The following is a 20,663-nucleotide window of genomic DNA, read 5'->3' as shown; positions in this document are numbered from 1 at the left end:
CTGGCTCTACGTCGCAGCGGTGATCGACCTGTTCTCACGCCGGGTGGTGGGTTGGTCGATGAGCGCCGCCATGACAGCTCAGTTGGTAACCGATGCCCTACTGACGGCCGTCTGGCGACGCGGCAAGCCGGACGCATTACTGCACCACTCCGACCAGGGCAGCCAGTACACCAGCGAGCAGTTCCAGCGCCTGATGGCCGACCAGGGTATCGTCTGCAGCATGAGCCGCTCCGGCAACGTCTGGGACAATGCAGCGATGGAGAGTTTCTTCTCCTCCCTCAAGACCGAACGCACCGCCAACAAGATCTACCGCACCAGAGATGAGGCACGCGCCGACGTGTTCGACTACATCGAAAGGTTTTACAACACGACCCGCAGGCACTCGACCATCGGCTATCTCAGCCCGGTTGAGTTCGAGCGCAAGGTGGGATTAGCTTAACCTGGTGTCCATCAAACCGGCAGCAGCTCACACAAAATGTCGAGACGATTCACTCAGAGCGTCGAGCTTGCTAGGTCACTCTGCGGGAGTAGAGCAGCTCCTGAAAATGCGGCGGCTCTTTAAGAGTATTCCCCTCCCTAGCCATTCGTCTCGCCGAACGGCGCACAGTGAGCAACGCGCTCGGTGTCGCGCTGCCATGTGCTTCACGCGTATGCAGCTTAGCGATCGGTCGACAACTTGAGATACTTCCTATGGAGAGTGATCGGTGATTTTGAACCGTCAAGTATCACGCGTACGGCATCGCAATAGGTGCTTGAACTAACAACGGTACCCCGCTTGCTCGCTAGGCGCGGGCCAGCTGCATCGATGACCGTGATACGCCCTCCGATTCTGACTTCCGCGTTTAACGACGGACGTCCCGTTCCCCGCGCTTGTTGATGATCGGCCATTCGATCCTCACAGGATAATGAACGGCGATAGCCGCGCTGCTGTGAGCCGCGACCGATCAGAAGACGTCTTCTTTCGCTCGCTTCACTGCAGGCGCCTTCGGGATGTGAACCTGCCATTGGATAAGCCCCCCGCCCGATCAGAGTGCTTCTAATACCGGTAATACTCGCCAACTCTTGCCCGCCATAGTGCTTCAAAAGTGACGGGTTCAGGTGGTGCCCACGCTTGCGAATCCAAATGCATTCCTTGGCGTGGCGGCTGTATTTTCGTTTGAAAACGTTTGCACAACGTCCTTGGTCCACTCCAACGATGACTTTGAAAGCATGGGCTTGCCTTCGTACCAGCATTTTCGTCCGTCAATGATGCGGTAGGACCACAAACGCCCCTGCGGGTTCGACGGCATCGCGGCGCTGCATTGCTGTTTCGCTTGCGCCTTCGCGATCTCAACTGCCGAGAGTCCGCCAAGGCATGCGACTAAGCTGATTGTTGCAAGCGGTTTTTTCATTTGCCAACGCTGCTGTAGTCGAATTCAAGGACTACGAAATTGAGGCATTCTGGGAACATCGATGAGCTTGGCGTACATACGTTCGTTTCCGCGGGCCAAGACTGAAAGGAATCTTGGAGGATCAGCTGCGCTTCGCTGATCGGCATGAACATTTATTGTAACTGCGTCACTGCTTCTGCCCGCGCCCGAAGCTCACGATCGTATAAATGGAAGAAAAGAAGGTGTTTTCTGGAATATCCCCATTTTTCTTCAGTTTAATTATCACATTTTATTTCAACTGGGGGCACCCCCACGTGTTCGGCGGAAGTAGAGGGCATGTTCGGACGGCGACGACCACCGCGCTCGCGGGGATCGCGGTCCCAAAGTTTGGTCGAAAAGGGCCGATTTTGTTGAAAAAGGCGGCAGTTGCGACTCAAGGATAGCAGTGATTCAGTCTGTCTAATTGGCAGGGCTGAAGATCATGATGGGGCATCGGCAAGTCGAACAGGCTGCTTTGTTCTATGAGTTCTCGCTCGAGAAGCATATTCCCGCCGACCATCTCTTGAGATCGGTCGACAGGTTTGTCGATCTGCAAGAGATCAGGCAGGACCTGGCACCCTTCTACAGCAGCATCGGCCGACCTTCGATCGATCCTGAACTGATGATCCGGATGCTCCTGATCGGTTACTGCTTCGGCATCCGATCGGAACGGCGCCTGTGCGATGAGGTTCACCTCAATTTGGCCTACCGGTGGTTTTGCCGGCTCGGTCTGGATGGGGTGGTGCCCGATCATTCGACATTCTCCAAGAACAGGCATGGCCGCTTCCGGCAGAGCGATCTCTTGCGTCGCGTGTTCGAGAGCGTGCTGCGGCGCTGCATCGAGGAACGACTGGTCGGCGGTGAAGGATTTGCAGTCGATGCGAGCCTAATCAAGGCCGATGCCAATCGGCAGAAGGGGATCGAAGGCGATAACCGCCGGAGGCTGCCGGCCGAGCAATCGACGAGTATCTGGCTGTCCTCGATGATGCTGCTTTCGGAGCTGCGACCGAGGTTACCCCGAAGTTCGTATCGCCTTCCGACCCGGCGGCGCGCTGGACGGGGGCGCACAGCGGCCAAGCGTTTTTCGCCTATTCGACGAACTACCTGGTCGACATCGAGAACGCGATCATCGTCGATGTTGAGGCAACGACCGCAATCCGGCAGGCGGAGGTGTTGGCCGCCAAGCGCATGATCGAGCGCTCGCTGGAGCGGTTTGATCTCTATCCGAGCCGGCTCCTCGGTGACAGCGGCTATGGCTCGGCCGAGATGCTCGCCTGGCTGCTCTATGGGCGCGGCATCGAGCCGCACGTTACAGTGTTCGATAAGTCGGCCCGCACAGATGGGATCTTCTCGCGCGACGACTTCACCTATGACCATGCCGGGGACATCTATCGCTGCCTTGGTGGCAAAGTTCCTACCACGACCGGAACGTTGGTGAACGATGGTGCCACCATGCTTTACCTCGCCAGCAAGCGCGATTGTGATCGATGCGCATTGAAGGCTCGGTGTTGCCCCAAGCAGGCTTCACGGAGAGTGCCGCGCTCGATCTACGAGGGCGCTCGCGACATGGCGCGCCAGATCGCGAGATCGTGGGAGGGAGGCACCTCGCGCCGGCTCCGCAAGAAAATCGAGATGTTGTTCGCGCACCTCAAGCGCATTCTCAAGCTCGACCGTTTGCGTTTACGAGGTCCAAACGGCGCGCGTGACGAGTTCATCCTCGCAGCCACCGCCCAAAACCTTCGAAAGATGGCCAAGCTGATCCCGATGCCCAAGCCGAGGCTCGCATAGAGGCGGTTGAGCAGTTCGGCCAAATCGCGACGGAGCTATTACAACGAAATACTGCCGGCCTTTTTCAACAGAATCGACCCGGAGCAGACTTGGCGGCGCTTTCATGGCCGACCGACACGGCGAGCTGGCTAGCTCGCGCCTGTCTCTTTCCAAAAGCAAGTGAACTCGTATTCATCCGAAATGACAACGGCCCTTTGTTGTCGAGCGGCTTTATCGTAGGGTTGCCGAGATCGTATTCAACAGCTGCGAAGTTGCAGTGTGAATTCCCGATGAGCCGGTTGCAGACTCGGAGGAATGTCCTGCGCCTGCCCAGGACCCTTCGAATAACTAGGGAGGTTCGTGTGCTCGGAACCACGGAAGCAACCCAGAGGACACACGGGGCGACGTTCGCAGCAATTGCTGTAGTTCTCACCGTGGCTGGCTGGCTCCGCTTTCACAATCTTGGAAGCGAAAGTTTGTGGTTAGACGAAGTAGTATCATGGACGCAAGCCAAGGACGGGCTTGCCGCGCTGATACAACGCACCTCTCAGGATAATTATCCCCCTCTTAACAACCTAGCGATTTTCGTCGCGATTAAGCTTCTGGGTACTGACGAATGGAGCATCCGCTTTCCATCGGCGATCTTCGGCCTCGCAAACATAGGTGTCCTGTATTGGTTAGGCACAATGACGCTCGGCCGAAAAGCGGCGCTGTTCGGTGCGGCTATGTTGGCCCTTTCACCGTTCAGTGTAATTTATTCCCAGGAAGCAAGGATGTATTCGTTATTGGCCCTTGCCGCGACCCTTTACGCGGCTACTTGCTTTTACTATCTGCGGGCACCATCCACGCTGCGGGGTGCCTGGATATCGCTTTCAGGACTGTCTCTGGTTTACTCGCACCCTTACGGACTACTCGACTGGATTGTGATCGCATTGGCTTTCGCCGCGCTTTTTCTGCTGCCCATTTGGTTCTCGCGGAGGACCATCCTGGTCTGGGTGACATCGAATACTATAGTCGCCATCGGGTTTATGCCTTGGGCATTGATACTCGCTGGGCATGCTCGGACAATTGATGCTGGCGGATTCTGGATACCGCCACTTACCACTGCTTTTTTGAGCAAAGAGCTGGGAGCCCTTGCGGGAGGAAAATTGTTTTTTGGCATCACACTGATCGGTGCAGTTCTCGGCGTGGTGGGGGCACGGCGCCGAGATTTGGCCTTCCTATGCGCCTGGGTCGTCGTCCCACTGGTAGTCGGAATTGTCGTTTCGATCCTATGGCAACCCATGTTCCTAGCACGGTACGTAATAGGCTCTCATCCACCTCTGCTGCTACTGTCCGGGTTCGGCTGGACAAAGTATGCCAAGGATTGGCGAAGTGGGATCTTTTCAATTGTGTTTGTCGCCGCCATCGCTTTGGCAAGCCTGCCCTTCTTGCGCCGACCTGTGTACGCCTACCCGAAAGACGATTGGCGCAGTGTGGCATCATTCTTGGACACGCGGATGCAACCAACGGATTGTGTGCTTGTCGTTCCAGCCTACGGAGCGATCCCGCTCGGTTACTACAAGAGGCCTCTATCCTGCGAATTGGGTGCTAAGAGGATCGGTGATCTGCCAGTTACAATGCCGGCTTCCGCTCTGTTTGGCGTATTTGGCCTTCATAATGAGCAACCCACCGAGCTGTCCCGGGTGGTTGAGTTCACCGACGAACTGCGACGGCGTGGCTGGCACGAACTTTACCGAACCGATTTTCAAGGCATTCGAGTAGTTTCGTATGCGCGGTGACCCGTTGGTACCCTCTTCCCGGCCGAAGCACTTTGAGTATGAGTCGCCTATGCTCGTGACAATCTCAATCAGAGATTCCACAAACAGCTCAGGTTCCGCTCAGGGTCAATCTGAGAAGAACTCAGCGCGAGCATATGCTTTCCGCTTTACCCCCAGGGCGGACACTCCCCTGAATGGTGAACCCGCTCGTCTTGCTGCCACTCAGGGATATCTCTTTTCGCAACCTTGAAGTTGCCGCACTTCCTGATGATCGCAGGGACCTTGCTAGTCGTCACCGGCTCCATTGGCGTCCTCGTCAGCTCTAACGGGAAGCTCTCGCGCGCGCAGCATTCAGGTCTGCTTTTACGCCTGAGATTGCTGCGTCAGCCGGCTGTCGACTTGGGGGCGGTTCATTGAGGTCTCACCCATGGTGCCCCTGGCCTAATGTCGAACCGGAAGTGACCCCATCAGAGCTCACGCAAGCAGAGACAAGTAGGACAAGCAAGGGATGCCCATGCTCGCCTAACCGAGACGTCTCCGAATCGATCCTCCAGATCATCGCCGTGAAACCATTTTCCCTGGGCTGCGAAGTTGGCCTGAAACAAACGAGGCCCAGGCTTCTCTCTTCCAGTGCATGTCCCAGAAGGGGAACTATCCCTATGATTAGCCCAACGTGGACTCGCAAAGCACGCAAGCTCGTTGTCGTAAATTTGCTGATCGGCGCGGCCGCTCTATTAGGATTGGCCGCTCACGAGCCAGTCTCAAGTGCTGCCCTCGGTAATGAATGGCAATGCAGCAAAGCGGCATTTGTCCTAACGACGTGTCGTCACGTGGCCGACGAAATTATGACCCAAAAAACGGCCGCTCTCGATTAGCTGGCAAGCCATTTGCGCCAACGCTGGTTGTCCGAGCCCAAATCCCAGACTGAGCGCGCCCGGGGGACCATCGCCCCACGCCCTTGTCGTTCACCGCCTCAGCCGGCGGCGGTGTGCCGCCAGCCGCTGTCGACTGCGAGCGCTCTGCAATCGCCTTTTCCACGCCCACGAGCCAGTAGCTCGCACGCGTTCCGCGGCCCAAGGGATTGATAATTAACGAGGTGCTTACGATGCGGCTTTGATCGCGGCATGCCTCGCCCGAGCCGACATTTACCAGCACCGAAGTCGACGGCCGCCCCGTCAAGATTACGCTCGGCGATATGCGCGCGAGAGGCGTCCGAGATCTGATCGCCTTCTGCCAGCTGCGCCCACAACGTGAAGCTCTCTGCCCGACCAGGTCGACAAGTGGCCCTGACGGGCTCCGGATATCTCAGGTCGAGCCGCGATTCGTCTGCCATGCCTGCGGCAAGCGTGGCCGCCATCCTGCGCGCCTGCAGCGAGGGACTGATGGCCAGCGGCCCCAGCATTTTGGCGGCGGCTGGGGCCGTTGGGGACGCTCCGGCACGCAGGGGGGCTTGGAGCCGGAGCACAGCACCAATCCAGACGCCTGCTACTAGTTCCTAGGGAGAGGCCGGCGGTCTAGCGAGAACCGACCCATCGCCAAACGCGCGTTCGAACGATGGGCCGTCCCGGGTGGATGTCGCGAAGCTGGAGTGGTCCAGATATCGCCACAGACCGAAATCTTAATCCTCTCGGCTGGAGAGTCGTTCCTTGCTAGATAACTCCGGATGTGGCGTGGGTGGCGCCAACCAAGCCGGGCTTGCGCGGTTTGGAACAGAAGCAAGTCGTGCGCATAATGGTTATGGCAAATGCATCGGAAATCCACTTGGTCCGGGTCATGACCGATAATCGAGAGCATAAGCTTTGGGCGGTGGCGGCACCTCGCGACGAAGCGGTTAATGCGGTCCTGGATGTCGTTCCGGAAGGATGGAACGCGGCCCTGCTCGATAACGAGTTGAGCGATCAGGAGATGGAAGCCCTAAACCTCCGGCCGGGTGATGTTCGCGAGATCACGTCGCGAGTAAATTAAGCCACTCCGACCACCAACTGAGGCGGCCTTACTCTTCAGGCTTAGGATTCTTCTCGTGCCAGTCCGCCATTTGCTTGTACTCGCGGGCCATCTCCTCGAGCTCCCGCTTTGCTTTCGGATTGCCAGTTAGGGCGGCTTGGTGCCCGCAGAGCAGTTCAAGCGAGCGGTGCGAATAGTTCGGCGGGGGGGCGGTCTCTGGCATTCGGGCAGAATATCACGCCCTCGGGGGCGGGCATTCACCTGTGTTACAAAGTGAACACTTCTCACATGGCCCCGGCGACAAGACCGCAGGCGCTGCAGCTCTTGCGTGTGCCGCGACGTTCCGTACGTCGGCGCGGCACCTCCTGGTTAACACATAGGTCTGCGTGAACTGGCCGGCCGCCCGTTACTGCCTCAGCTGGAGCTGCTCCAGTCCATCCTCAATCACCCGGAGGTCCTCAAGCAGAGCATCTCGAGAGTCAGCCGGGTTGATGCTGGATGTGCACTGCAGCTGTTCGAGCAACTGGCGCCGAAGATCTTGCATATTCTCCAGGGCTTGCCGGTTCTTCAGACGTACATAAGCCGAAACGATCGTTTCAACGCTTGTTGCCAATGAGTAGCCCCAAACCTTAGTCGCGCCCGTTTGGACTGCCGCGCTTGTGCTGTTCGCAGTATTCGATGCGCGCCCACTCCTCAGCGATTTCGAGCAGGGCTTTTCTTTGAGCGCTCATCTTGCGCTAGGGCTGCCTGAGGAATGGCGTTGAGAGCCTTGTAGCGCCTCGCGAGCATTCTATCCCTTAATACTCACCCTACGTGCAACTCCTTTAAAAGTCCCCGTTGCTCGGCTGCGGCGGCTTTCGTCTCCTCGACCTGTTTGGCTTTCTCGGCGGCGAGCCGCGCATCCTCAGCAGCCTTGGCCGTGGCTGCCACCTTGTCCTGCTCGGTTTTCTTTGCACGTTCAGCGGCAAGCCGCGCCAGCCGCGCTTTCTCAGCAGGCGCTGCGCGGGTCACCGAACGGCACACGAGGCGGTCTCCTTGACGCTGTGGCTAGGAGCAGCGTTCAATGCGCACGTTTACGACTGCGCCGTTAGATCTGGAAGAGAAAGTCCTGATTGGTCAAAGTATTCGCAGTGACGCTGGTCAAGACAATTTCCATATCCGCCGACCCTTGGTTCTGCGCAACGCCCGAGCTGTTGACGTAGACAATGGTATTCGCGCCGCTCTGAATCCAAGCGATACTATGCGCCGCAACTTGGGCGCCTCCACTTAGCAGGCCCTGCACGCTCGTCACTCCCGCGATCGCCGAGGTGTCGATGAGATCTGCACCATGAACGAAATCACTGATCGTATCATGGCTTGCAATCGTAGAGTCGGAAACCGCGGTGAAGACGAATTGGTCGTTTCCCGCTCCTCCTATCAACGTGTCGGCGCCTCCGCGCCCCTGGATCACGTCATTTCCTGCTTGCCCATCCAATGTGTTGTTGCCGGCATCGCCGAATATGAGGTCAGCGAAGGCTGAACCACGGACGGCATTCACGGCGGTGAACGTGTCTGTCCCGGTACCTGCGGCATCACCAGGGGCCGTCCCGTGCGAGTTGCCGGCGGCGAGATCGACGGTCACTCCATCCAGGGCATTGTAGAATGCAATGCGGGTATTGCCGTTGCCGGTGATGGTGTCATTGCCGGCCATCCCCTCAAACTCATTGAAAGTACCGAAATCGCCGAGATTCGGCCCGGAGACCCCGAAATTGGTCGCGACATAAGTGTCGGCGAAGGCGGTCCCGCGGATCGCCTCAATTGACCGAAGAGTGTCTGTTCCGATCGAAGCGTCGCCGGTCACCACGCCCGAAGCCAGATCGACTTGAATACCTGACGCAGACCCGTCGTTGTTGTAGAACGCTCTGTCAAAACCAGCTTTACCGTCGATGAAGTCATCGCCGCCGCGACCCGCAAAATCTTCCGCTGTACCATTGGGATTGTTAGAGCCGGTGATGGTGTCGGCAAATGACGACCCTGACACCGAGCCAACGCCCGAGAAGGTATCGGTGCCTACGGACCCATCGCCGGTCACGGTCCCCGACGCGCCACTGGTGGTGCTGGTCCAGCTATTGAGACTGAAAGTGATTGTCACAGGACCGGTCGCATTGGCGTAGATCAGACGCGTGTTGCCATTGCCGGTGATGGCATCGTCACCACCAAGCCCCTCGAACTGGTTGAAGCTGCCGTTGTTGCCGACGTTAAGAGCGCCTGCGAGGCCGTATCCCGTTGCCACATAGGTATCGGCAAGGATGGTTCCCTGGATAGCTTCGATCGAGCGCAGCGTGTCCACGCCAATCGAAGAATCGCCCGTGGCCGTGCCGTTCGCCATGTCAATGGTGACACTGCCGGTCGAAAGATAGATGTTGTTGTAGCTGGCTGTGTCAAAGCCGCCGCGACCGTCAATCGTGTCGTTGCCGCCAAGTCCGGTAAATGTCTCGTTGATGCCGCTTCCCGACAGGGAATCGATGAACATCGTGCCCATGACGGCATTCACGCCGGTGAACGTGTCACTTCCGACCGAGGAGTCACCGGTAGCCGTGCCGGCTGCTATGTCGACCACAACGCCCGCGGTCGCATTGTTGAATCCGATACGCGTGTTGCCATTGCCGGTGATGATGTCGTTGCCGCCCTCGCCGGTGAACTCGTTGAAGGTCCCCGATGAACCGGAGTTCGTGCTGGTGTTGCTAAACCCGGAGGCGTTGTAGGTGTCGGCAAAATTGGTGCCGCGGACAGCTTCGATCGACACAAGTGTATCATGACCAACGGTGGCATCTCCCGTCAGGGTGCCCGCCGCGAGATTGATGGTGATACCTGACGTGGTGGTCGGATCGTTATTGTAGTCGACACGGTCGAAGCCGCCGCGGCCGTCGATCACGTCGTCGCCGGCGAAGCCGGCAAATACTTCGATCGTGCCGAATCCATTGTTGCTTCCGAAAAGGGTGTCGGCGAATGAAGAGGCCCAGACTGCAATAATGCCCGAGCCGACAAACGTGTCGTGACCAACGGATCCATCTCCATCCGCCGTTCCGGCCGCGATATCGACAGTCACACCCGCGGTGGCGCTCACATAAGAAACCCGCGTCAGAGCCGCGCCCAAAGAGTTTACGGCAGTTACAATGGTGTCATTGCCGCCTCGACCCTCGAACTCGTTAAACCCGACCGGTGTACCGGGAATACCGGTGGCTCCTGCGAAACCGGTCGCATTGAATGTGTCCGCGAAATCACTGCCAATCGCAGCTTCGATCGCAACGAGCGCGTCGGTGCCCATTCCTGGACCGGATGCCGTGCCCGCCGCAAGGTTGACCGAGATCCCGCCCGTGGCATCGGTGTAGACAGCGCGGTCGAAATCGGCTCCGCCATCGAGCAGATCGTTGCCGCCGAATCCCTGAAGCCGATCATTTCCTGCAAGCGCGTAAATTGCATCCGCTTGGTTCGTTCCGAGCAGCACATCCGGGCTCGAGGTGCCGTTAGTGGCGTTCGGAAAGATGAAGTCGCTTTGTTGGAGGCTTGTTACACCAATCAGCGTCAGAGTATTTCCGCTCCCGAAACTGATTATGGTATTGCCAGCACTCACCGTCGATTTCGATTGAACGTCTGCGAGCGTGAAGATGCCGGACAACCCTGTCAGATCAATGTTGTCGCCCTGGGTGCGGTCAAAGTCCGTGATGGTGTCTGCTCCGCCGCCATTGGCATAGACGAAGGTGTCAGAGCCGTTCCCGCCAGTCAGGGTATCGGCACCGCCACGACCATCGATCCGGTCGTTGCCATCCCTGCCGTCGAGCGTATTGGCATTGGCATCTCCGAGGATGACGTCGGCAAACGAAGAGCCGCGGACGGCATTCACGGCGGTGAACGTGTCTGTCCCGGTACCTGCGGCATCACCAGGGGCCGTCCCGTGCGAGTTGCCGGCGGCGAGATCGACGGTCACTCCATCCAGGGCATTGTAGAATGCAATGCGGGTATTGCCGTTGCCGGTGATGGTGTCATTGCCGGCCATCCCCTCAAACTCATTGAAAGTACCGAAATCGCCGAGATTCGGCCCGGAGACCCCGAAATTGGTCGCGACATAAGTGTCGGCGAAGGCGGTCCCGCGGATCGCCTCAATTGACCGAAGAGTGTCTGTTCCGATCGAAGCGTCGCCGGTCACCACGCCCGAAGCCAGATCGACTTGAATACCTGACGCAGACCCGTCGTTGTTGTAGAACGCTCTGTCAAAACCAGCTTTACCGTCGATCAAGTCATCGCCGCCGCGACCCGCAAAATCTTCCGCTGTACCATTGGGATTGTTAGAGCCGGTGATGGTGTCGGCAAATGACGACCCTGACACCGAGCCAACGCCCGAGAAGGTGTCGGTGCCTACGGACCCATCACCGGTTAGGGTCCCCGACGCGCCACTGGTGGTGCTGGTCCAGCTATTGAGACTGAAAGTGATTGTCACAGGGCCGGTCGCATTGGCGTAGGTCAGACGCGTGTTGCCGTTGCCGGTGATGATGTCGTTACCGCCCATTCCCTCAAATTGATTGAAGGTGCCATTGTTGCTGACGTTGGCATAGGGGAGGCCGGTAGCGGCATCGATAGCTCCCGTGACGCCGAAATTGATCGCGTCATAGGTGTCGATAAAGTTAGTGCCCTGAATGGCTTCGATTGAACGCAAGGTGTCGGTGCCGCTCGAGGCATCGCCTGTCACCGTTCCAGCTGCAAGGTGAACGCTGATCCCACCCGTCGTGAAGGTGAGGTTGGCATATTGCGCCGTGTCGAAGCCGCCTTTTCCGTCGATAAAATCATCGCCGGCAAGGCCCATGAAGTTCTCGTTGGCGCCACTGCCGGAAAAGATGTCGGCAAACATCGAGCCTATGACGGCGTTGACGCCGGTGAATGTATCGGTACCCACCGAGGCATCGCCGATCGCCGTGCCCGCGAGGAAATCGACGGTCACGCCGGCGCTTGATTGCGTGTATTGGATTCGGGTGTTGCCATTACCGATGACGGCGTCGTTGCCGCCCATGCCTTCAAAATTGTTGAAGGTGCCGCTCGATCCGGCATTGGTGCTGGTGCCGCTGAAACCGGTTGCATCGTAAGTATCAGCGAAATTGGTGCCGCGGACGGCTTCCACTGAACGCAGCGTATCGGTCCCGATCGTCGCATCCCCAGTGACGGTTCCGCTTGCAAGATTAATGGTTATACCCGTGGCTGTGGCGACGTCGTTGTTGTAGATGGCGAAATCGTAGCCGCCGCGGCCATCGATCAGATCGTTGCCGCCACGACCGTCATATTGCTCGAACGTACCATTCGGATTGTCGCTGCCCCGCAGCGTGTCTCCAAATGCCGACCCAATGACCGAGTTGACGTTGGTGAAAGTGTCGCTGCCGACTGACGAATCGCCGTTCGCCGTTCCCGCGGCGAAATCTACGACGACTGCCGCTGTCGCACTGACATAGGAAATGCGAGTCAGACTCTCGCCGGAAGGATTGACCGTTCCGGCGATGATGTCATCTCCCCCCAAGCCTTCGAAATTGTTGAGGCCAATTGGTGTACCAGGGACCCCGGAATTGCCGCTGAAGCCGACCGCCGAGTAATGGTCGGCAAAGTTGCTGCCCTGGATGGCTTCGATACCGATCAACGTGTCGGTACCGACACCTGGACCCGTCACGGTCCCTGCCGTCAGATCGGCGATAATGCCCCCGGTCGCGTCGACATAGACCGCTCGATCAACACCCGAAAAGCCGTTGAATATGTCATTACCGCCAAAGCCCTGGAATACATCGTTCCCGGCAGTCCCAGTCAGGGTATTGTCGCCGGCGTCGCCGAGAATGGCGCCGGTCAGGCCCACAAAATAGACCACCGCGCCGCTGGTCGCGGTATTGCCGGCCGCATCGCTCACCCGCGCGGTCAGCGAGTTCTGGCCGTTGTTGAGCGTGACCGTGGTGCTCCAGCTGCCGTTGCCCTGCACGATGGCGGAGCCGATCGCGGTGGTGCCGTCCAGGATGGTGACGGTGGCGCCGGCATCGGCGACGCCGACCGTGCCGGTGATGGTCTGGCTCGCCTGGTTGACCGGTCCGCCCGCGCTGGTGATCGCGACCGCGGGTGCCGTCGTGTCCAGGGTGAAGCTCAGCGACGCCGAGCCGGTATTGCCGAAGGTGTCGGTCTGGCTCGCCACGATGGTGTGCGGACCGTCGGCCAGCGTGCTCGGCGTAAACGACCAGGCGCCTTGCGCATCGGCGGTTGCCGTGATGGTGCTGAGAACGCCATCGATCGTCAGATGCACCACCGTGTTGGCGAGGCCGGTGCCACTCAGCGCCGGGTTGGCGGTGACGTGATCGGTGACTGAAGTGCCGGTGTCGGAGGCCAAGGCCTCGGTCACCGTCGGGCCGGTGGTGCTGAGCGTATAGACCACTGCGCCGCTGGTCGCGGTATTGCCGGCCGCATCGCTCACCCGCGCGGTCAGCGAGTTCTGGCCGTTGTTGAGCGTGACCGTGGTGCTCCAGCTGCCGTTGCTCTGCACGATGGCGGTGCCGATCGCGGTGGTGCCGTCCAGGATGGTGACGGTGGCGCCGGCATCGGCGACGCCGACCGTGCCGGTGATGGTCTGGCTGGCCTGGTTGACCGGTCCGCCCGCGCTGGTGATCGCGACCGCGGGCGCCGTCATGTCCAGGGTGAAGCTCAGCGATGCGCTGCCGGTGTTGCCAAAAGTGTCGGTCTGACTCGCTACGATGGTGTGTGGTCCGTCGGCCAGCCCGCTCGGCGTAAACGACCAGACGCCTTGCGCATCGGTGGTCACGGTTGCCACGATCGGGCTGCCGTCGATGATGAAGTGCACCATGGTGTTGGCGAGGCCGGTGCCGCTTACGGCCGGGTTGGCGGTGACGTGGTCGGTGACTGAGGTGCCGGTGTCGGCGACCAGGGCCTCGGTCACCGTCGGGCCGGTGGTGCTGAGCGTATAGACCACTGCGCCGCTGGTCGCGGTATTGCCGGCCGCATCGCTCACCCGCGCGGTCAGCGAGTTCTGGCCGTTGTTGAGCGTGACCGTGGTGCTCCAGCTGCCGTTGCTCTGCACGATGGCGGTGCCGATCGCGGTGGTGCCGTCCAGGATGGTGACGGTGGCGCCGGCATCGGCGACGCCGACCGTGCCGGTGATGGTCTGGCTGGCCTGGTTGACCGGTCCGCCCGCGCTGGTGATCGCGACCGCGGGCGCCGTCATGTCCAGGGTGAAAACAACGGGTACGCTTGTGCTAACGTTGGCACTAGCGTCCAAAGCGACGATGCTGTGGTCGCCATCTCCTGCCAGAGTGACTGCCGTGCTCCAAACACCGCCAGAGCCAACGGTCACCGTTCCAATTTGTGTGGTGACACCATTGTAGGTATCGTACAGCGTCACTGTCGTTCCAACGAGGGACGCATCGACAGTTCCGCTGATCGTTTGGCCTCCTTGATTGGTTGGCCCACCTGCATTGGCGATAGTTACAGGTGCCAACGACACCAAGGCGATAGCTTGCGTTGTATCCAAAGTGGGGACGAGCGGTTTTGATGCGGACGCAGAAGCTCCCGTGATGGAAGCGAGAGTCACAAAAAATGGAGTGATCGATCCGCTACCAGCTTGGCCCTTCACGTCGTCCGCAACAACAGTAGTCGGGGCCTCGGTGGGTGATGATGGCGGGCTCCCAGCGAACTTCTGCAGTGATTTTGTATCAACATCTCCTCGCTTGCCGTCGCTAGGTGCCGGAGTGTCTGGAGCGATCTGTTTCCCGATATCGTAGGTCGTTAACACCTGCTGAAAAGCATTGAACTCCTGCGCAACCTGGCTTGGGCTCTTACTGATGGCTTGGGTGGTCACCTCGAAATTGGCCGTTGGCGTGATGGTCATCGATGGACCGTCGCTGGTAACTATCCCGATTGGATCCCCCGCGGTACAAACGCCTTGAAGCAAGTTCGTTGGGACACATTTGAAGACCTGTACGGAATGAACTTGACCGTCTTGCTGATCGGCAACGGAGACCGAGACCTGTCCATCCACTGCATCGACGTTAAGAATGACTGCTGTACCGCGAATTCCAATCACGGCAGTAGGCGTCGCGACTTGCATGTCGCCCGTTTTGGCGACCTGGCCAGCGACGAAACTGGCGGCCCCCTGGACGAGGGTGAACAGCGAATGGTTCGCGCCACTCGTCAGACTGACTAGGGTACCGCTCGCGCTACTCTGCCCCTCATACCCCAATTCGTTCAACATGAAGCGAGCGTTGGCACTCAGGTTGAACGTTGAGCCGTCGATCAGAACGAGGCCGAGAGTAGAGCTGCTTCCAGTCTGCACGATATCGTTCTGATAGACGACGTCCCCGTTATTCGCCTCGATAGTAACGCCGTTGCGAACGATGCTGGCGCTGCCCGTTATGGTGGCGACATGGCCAATCACCTTTCCAGCGGCGGCATTTCCTCCGGCTTGAGCAAAGATTTGATGGCCGGTGAGAGCTTCAACAACCCTTGCATCGAGCAGCGCGCCGTCCGCAGAGCTGAGCGGCGAACGCTTCTCACCGAGAAAGTAATTGGGGATCGTGAGTCGATGGTTAGCATCGGAAATGATGAGATCATGGCCCGAACGTGCATATTCCCCTGAGAACAGGAGACGCGCGTCAGGAATGATGAGCGCGTTGGCTGGGCGAGGCTCAGGGAAGCCAAAGGACTCCGAAGCGACCTCAGATCCGGAAATATCGAACGTTTGATTTAATGGGGTATTCAAATCGGCGCCCCACTCGGAAATTGAAATTAATTAATTTTGTGTTAATAGCACGTCATTAATTAACTGCAAACAGATTGTGCGGTCGGCGCCTGAATCTGTTTGAGGCCCATGATCGTTCGACCCCGGATCAAACGAGAGCGTTAGCACCCGTGCGGAAGGTCCAACTCACATGGTACGATCAAGAGCGTTTCGTCGCCTTGACCTGATCGAGGTGCGGCGTCAGTTGGTGCGCGCGCGCAACCGACATTCCAGTAACCGCGTTATCGTAAGGCGCATCAACGGCCTGCTATGCCGGATTTACCACTTGGATGGCATCGCCCCCAGCCAAAGTGAGCGAATTCGCAAGGCTGTTGAAATCGCGCTCCGAGGCACATCCGAAGGTTAGTTGATCTAAGTCAAGCCCCCCGGATCAGAAAGGTAACCGCTGCCCAAGCTTGTCCTTGCTCAGTGCAAGCAACAGCAGGCCGAGAGCATCGGCGGGCGCGTCACTGATGCAATGGATCGAAAAATATCGGCTCTTGGCACCGGACCGATCCTGGCCATGCCAGCATAGAGTTGCGGACCGCAGTCGCTTGCGCAGATTCGTGCATTCGTCGCTACCCGGATCTCTGTGCATCCCCCCTTGCGGGGCAGTTGCGCAGCGGACGGTTGACCGATGTTAGCACTATTCTGCGGCGTTGAAGCTGGGCTGGCGGTTGCATGCCTGATTGGCAACGTTAGCCTCGATGGCCATCTGAAGCGATGAGGCAGACAGTAGCGCCATAGCCGATCGTTCTTCGGTCAAGCGTCTCTCAATGTACTGCCGTTCAACTTCGGTCAGCGTCGTTTCGAGCAGGCGCACATACCGATCTATGTTCTTCTGATATGTGCGCAAACGGACAATCTTCTCGTCCATCATCTTCCATCCCGGGGAACGATACTTGAAAATATCTCTTGAAGACGTGATTTTAAATATTTTATATCAATGCGTCGGATTTAAAATGGCAGATAAATCTCTGCGGGTCAAGAAGGGTATCTTCGATGAAATCGATCATGCTCACAGTGATAATTCTGTTCGCGATTTCGACCGTCGCGCCGCTCAATTCGTCTCCAGCATTGACTCAGCAAAACACACCCGACAAAGCCAAGGGTGCTAATACGCTTGCTACTAAGTGAGGTCAGTATTTGCTTCTCGCGAGTCCGCAAGCAAACGGCGGGTGGCTGAGCGAAAGTCGTCGATGAAGAAATCCTTGTTGGACAGCACTGATGATGAAATGGCAAGCCAGCGTGGCGCTTCGACCAAGAAGCCGTAGCCTGGATCGAGTAAACCAGAATTTGGTGCAGGCATCAGCGATGCAAGAACCTCTTTCAATCAAAGAGCAATTTGCTGTTGGTTCTCGCATCGAGGTGAGACCATCTGCCGGGCCACGGAGTGAAGGGTTATCGGTGTTTTTGAACCGTCCAATATGCATCAGGTCCGTAGCGGTTCCGTAATTCCGTTATGGGTCTTGGCCGTGTAAAAACGTCTGAGGAGGACGCGGGTTATGAGGTCCGGGACTGGCGTCTCAGGCCGCGATCGCAGCGATGAGCGGCTTGATCCCGACAATGTTCATGGCCCGCGTCAGATTGTAGGCCAAGACGGATAGTGCCATCTCGGCGGCTACTTTCGAAAGCGTTTTGGTCAGGAAGTGTGTCGCTCCCATGCGGGCCTTCATCGTGCCGAACGGATGCTCAACTGTTTCTCAACGCTGGCGCATGGCTTGTGGATTTGCATCAAGGCGCTGCTGCACAGCATCGAGCACGTGCTCATGCTCCCATCGTGTAATCCGCCGCTCCGGCCCTCTCGTGCATTGGGACTCGAGTGAGCAGCTTTGACATGCCGTGGTCCAGTAGCGCCGCAGCATCTTGCCGTCTTCTTCGTTCGTGTAGCGATATGGCAGCCGCTCTCCAGCTGGGCAGCGATAGGCGTTTTCTTCCGGCAAATAGACAAACTCCTGCACCGAAGCGCCCTTCCGATTTGGCGCCCGACGTTAGGGGCTTGGGCAGAGTCACCGTGATGCCGCCCTCGTGGCACGCAAGGATCTCCGGGCTGTTGAAGTAGCCGCGATCGGCTACAGCCTCGAGCGTTTCCGTCTCCGAGTTCTCCGGTTGAACTTTGAGCTTGTGTATAATTTCCACTGAACGCCGCATAGTGTTGCTCGTGTGGGCCTACTGCTTTGGCTGGTGACGCTCGCCGCAGAGTTGATGTTCATTTGATTTCATGCGTATGGCAGACGGGCCGACCGGCGCCTTTAGCTAGCGCGTAGTGCGCTTGCAGCTTGTCGGTAGCCCGCGCTAGCTCCGCGCCTTCCAAAAGTGTGGACATTCTGACGGTAGAGCTAGACCGCTTTCTCGAACGGTAGGAAGATCAGTATCCGAATCGGCAACGGGAATGCCGCAGCAGGCTCTCGCCTGGCCGATTTTTCTAACTCCAGAACAAAATCGAAAGGGGGAGGTCGGCTTTAGCAAGACGGAGAAGTTACCTCATGTCTCGAGATGAGCCTCTCAGCCCTCGCACAAGAGCCGCCGGTAGCGCGCGGAAAGCTGTCATCTCCAGGAAGCCGAGCGCCCTGAAGCACGGCGCCTTCTCTTCGATCGACTTGATGCCTTGGGAAAGCGCGGACGAGTTCGACCGGTTGCGTCGTCGGCTAATTGAGAAATATTGCCCCGACGGCCCTCTCCAGGAAGAATGCATGGCGAGCATCGCTTTCTTGATGTGGCGCAAGCGTCGGATTCAGAAGAAGCACGAACTCGATCTGGCTGCCGAACTTGATCGTGCAGAAAATGCTGTTCTGTGGCAGCACCCGCAGCCCCTCGCTGATGATTGGCTCGAACACAAGAAACAGCAGGCGGCAAGGCTCAATGAGGCGAATACGCGCTCTCGGCGCGTCCGCGAAGATTACGATGAGCTCTTTAGTTTCAGTACCAGCCTCTATCGCGACCGCGCTGCGTCGACCTTACGGCCCGCAATTGAGATGTTGCCCCCCGAATTCGCCGAACACCTCAAGAAGGCTTGCCCGGAAGGAAACTACGAGACCACTTCTCAATGGATCGTTGCGCTTAAAAGAGAGGTTGACGGCGTATTGCTTCCAATGGTGCGCACGCGTCACCCCACTACAGAAGGCAATCGTTCCGCAGAAGCTGCTGCGAAGGTGCTGAACGAGAAGCGCCTGTTCGCAGACCTTGCCGCCGAAGAACGCATCGAGCGACTGATCGATCAGCAGCTGCACCGGTTCTTTAAATTGCAGGCGGCCGACGAGGTGATGATGCATAAGAGGAAGTCTCCAGTCCGCATGATTGAAGCATCAATCAACTCCGCAAACGAGCCCGAGGCTCAAGGCTGAAGCTGGCATGCCCCGACGGCAGGTGCTCACCGAGCGCAAATTCGCTGCTTGATTTTGCGAGTATCGAGAAAGGATTCGCGGGGTACGAGCAATTTCGCAAATCGATCCCCGTAAGTACCTGAAGTAATTGGAGGTAGTTTTTTGAGGGTTCTTTTGGAAAGGGCGGCGGGCATGGGTCGACCGTCCTCCCGCAGCTCAAAACAAAACCGCCGCCGGCCGGGGTGTCCGGAACGGCGGCGGTCGTTGATAGAGCCAGGCTGCGCTCAGCCAAGCGCTCTCGAATTACCGAACGTACCAGTATCCCCACCAGCGCTGGGACACGGGCCGTGCGTGCGCCTTCATGGCCGCGACTTCCTCGACCGGGCGAAGCTGGGGACCATAGATCGCGGGCGGGTAGACATCATCCCACAGCACAACTCCGCCTTGGACGAAAGCCGCCCGATGATGCGCCGGACCAAGCGCGAGCTCGGCGGCTGGCGCCACGGATGCGGTCAAGGTGAGGCCAAGAGCAGACAGGGCAATGGATGGAATAAGCACGCGGAAGTTCATTGGATTGAATCCCTTCGAAATGCGATGCGAAATAATGCACGGCTCCCGGACGGTTGCAAGGGCATCGGCCGACCGATCGGCCCGAAATTCCCGTTGCGGGAAAGCGGGGTCTGCGCGAATCGCTCCTGCTCGACGATCAAAGCCTCGGGCCCGCAAGCTCGCAAGAGCATCTCTATATAGAGTGGGATCGTTGCCGGCCGAAACGAGAGGTGGGGGTGGATGATCGGACACGGCATTGCCTTGCATGCACACAAGAAGTCAAGGTGTGAGCAATCTTTCGGCGCCGGGAGTCATCGAAAATCATGATGTCGACACACCGCTCGGTCTTGATGTGTCCCCGGACTATCCGGGACGACTCTCCATGGCTTCTGCATTTGTCTCCGCTTCCATTTTTGGCGCTGGCCTCATCTTGGGATATGCGCTGCGTGCTTGGCGCGTCCAGCGAAGGGCTGCAAGCTCCGGTGAGACCTCGACTCCCACCTCAACATTCGGCCATGCCCGACGAGCCTTTTAGGCACCGTCCGGCTCGCCGGCAGGCACTCGGGGTTCTCACTGAAGCGAATGGGGGCATGACGAGATGAGTGAACCCAAGAAGGACGCTCCGCGGCGATACATCGTAGATGGCGCGGGACAGCGTGTTCTCGTCGGCCTGACGATTTCGGAGACGCTAGAGTTCGAAACGTTGGACAATCCGGATGCGCGATTGCGCGCCGGTTTGCCTGATCAGGAGCCTCATCTGCAGCAGAACGAGCACGGCGCGCGTTGGCTGGAGCTCTACGTCAAGCATGAGCGAGCCTGGAACGATTGGATGGCCGAGACGCGTGCCCAGCCGCAGAAGCCCTGCCTGCTCAACTAGTCGTCCGTGAAGAACCTCCAAGCGGTTGATCAAGAATCAGTTTTCGGGGCGAGAAGGTCTTGGGGATTGCAAACTTTCGGGCTTTGACGGCCCAAAAGCTTGCAGTTTCATTTTTGAGGATTCCGTCGAATCACGAGTCGTGATTCTGTCGTCGCATCGGAGGGAGCGATGCGACCAAAGGAACGACGCGGGACGGGACAAACCGATCTTCTGCGCTCGCGGCTGGACGCGATCATCGATATGGGG

General features: G+C 58.3%; 12 protein-coding genes and 2 pseudogenes. 7 read left to right on the top strand and 7 right to left on the bottom strand.

Annotated elements, in window-relative coordinates; all coding sequences use genetic code 11:
- Positions 1-439: IS3 family transposase (locus IVB01_RS32235; RefSeq protein ID WP_247280639.1), on the top strand; the 439-nt coding region annotated here is incomplete at its 5' end.
- A 655-nt stretch (positions 440-1,094) separates the two neighbouring features.
- Here the strand turns inward: IVB01_RS32235 and IVB01_RS32230 are convergent.
- Positions 1,095-1,391 carry a hypothetical protein gene (locus IVB01_RS32230; protein ID WP_247495179.1) on the bottom strand — a complete coding sequence of 99 codons (297 nt, stop codon included), beginning with the start codon at positions 1,389-1,391 and terminating at the stop codon, positions 1,095-1,097.
- A 206-nt stretch (positions 1,392-1,597) separates the two neighbouring features.
- On the opposite strand from IVB01_RS32230, the gene IVB01_RS32225 reads away from it, so the two are divergent.
- From IVB01_RS32225 to IVB01_RS32210, 4 genes and pseudogenes are all read left to right on the top strand, one after another.
- The gene (locus IVB01_RS32225; protein ID WP_247280637.1) at positions 1,598-1,813 is read left to right on the top strand and encodes a hypothetical protein; all 216 of its coding nucleotides are present in this window, start codon (positions 1,598-1,600) and stop codon (positions 1,811-1,813) included.
- A gap of 38 nt (positions 1,814-1,851) precedes the next feature.
- A pseudogene (locus IVB01_RS32220) lies at positions 1,852-3,197 on the top strand (IS1182 family transposase).
- 341 nt (positions 3,198-3,538) lie between these two features.
- Positions 3,539-4,957 carry a glycosyltransferase family 39 protein gene (locus tag IVB01_RS32215; RefSeq protein ID WP_247279347.1) on the top strand — a complete coding sequence of 473 codons (1,419 nt, stop codon included), beginning with the start codon at positions 3,539-3,541 and terminating at the stop codon, positions 4,955-4,957.
- A gap of 1,653 nt (positions 4,958-6,610) precedes the next feature.
- Positions 6,611-6,901 (top strand): hypothetical protein, encoded by a 291-nt coding sequence (locus IVB01_RS32210; RefSeq protein ID WP_247279346.1) that lies wholly within the window; start codon positions 6,611-6,613, stop codon positions 6,899-6,901.
- 783 nt (positions 6,902-7,684) lie between these two features.
- Here the strand turns inward: IVB01_RS32210 and IVB01_RS32205 are convergent.
- The 5 genes and pseudogenes from IVB01_RS32205 to IVB01_RS32185 form a co-directional block, all read right to left on the bottom strand.
- A complete protein-coding gene (locus IVB01_RS32205; protein ID WP_247279348.1) occupies positions 7,685-7,903 on the bottom strand; it encodes a hypothetical protein in 219 nt (72 codons plus the stop codon).
- A 64-nt stretch (positions 7,904-7,967) separates the two neighbouring features.
- On the bottom strand, positions 7,968-15,650 hold the full coding sequence (locus IVB01_RS32200) for an Ig-like domain-containing protein (protein ID WP_247495178.1): 7,683 nt from the start codon (positions 15,648-15,650) through the stop codon (positions 7,968-7,970).
- A gap of 664 nt (positions 15,651-16,314) precedes the next feature.
- Positions 16,315-16,548 carry a hypothetical protein gene (locus IVB01_RS32195; RefSeq protein WP_091894168.1) on the bottom strand — a complete coding sequence of 78 codons (234 nt, stop codon included), beginning with the start codon at positions 16,546-16,548 and terminating at the stop codon, positions 16,315-16,317.
- 249 nt (positions 16,549-16,797) lie between these two features.
- A complete protein-coding gene (locus IVB01_RS32190; protein WP_247279344.1) occupies positions 16,798-17,001 on the bottom strand; it encodes a hypothetical protein in 204 nt (67 codons plus the stop codon).
- A gap of 193 nt (positions 17,002-17,194) precedes the next feature.
- A pseudogene (locus IVB01_RS32185) lies at positions 17,195-17,744 on the bottom strand (transposase); the annotation flags it as partial.
- Between the two features lie 617 nt (positions 17,745-18,361).
- On the opposite strand from IVB01_RS32185, the gene IVB01_RS32180 reads away from it, so the two are divergent.
- A complete protein-coding gene (locus tag IVB01_RS32180; protein ID WP_247279343.1) occupies positions 18,362-19,012 on the top strand; it encodes a hypothetical protein in 651 nt (216 codons plus the stop codon).
- Between the two features lie 282 nt (positions 19,013-19,294).
- Here IVB01_RS32180 and IVB01_RS32175 read toward each other — a convergent pair whose 3' ends face one another.
- On the bottom strand, positions 19,295-19,561 hold the full coding sequence (locus tag IVB01_RS32175) for a hypothetical protein (protein WP_247279342.1): 267 nt from the start codon (positions 19,559-19,561) through the stop codon (positions 19,295-19,297).
- 577 nt (positions 19,562-20,138) lie between these two features.
- Between IVB01_RS32175 and IVB01_RS32170 the strand changes: the two genes are divergently transcribed.
- Positions 20,139-20,417: a hypothetical protein gene (locus IVB01_RS32170; protein ID WP_247279341.1), complete on the top strand. Its 279-nt coding sequence runs from the start codon at positions 20,139-20,141 to the stop codon at positions 20,415-20,417.
- The last annotated feature ends 246 nt before the right edge of the window (positions 20,418-20,663 follow it).

The sequence above is a fragment of the Bradyrhizobium sp. 164 genome (genome assembly GCF_023073715.1).
GTDB lineage: Bacteria > Pseudomonadota > Alphaproteobacteria > Rhizobiales > Xanthobacteraceae > Bradyrhizobium.
This window is presented reverse-complemented; position numbering and strand designations above follow the sequence as displayed.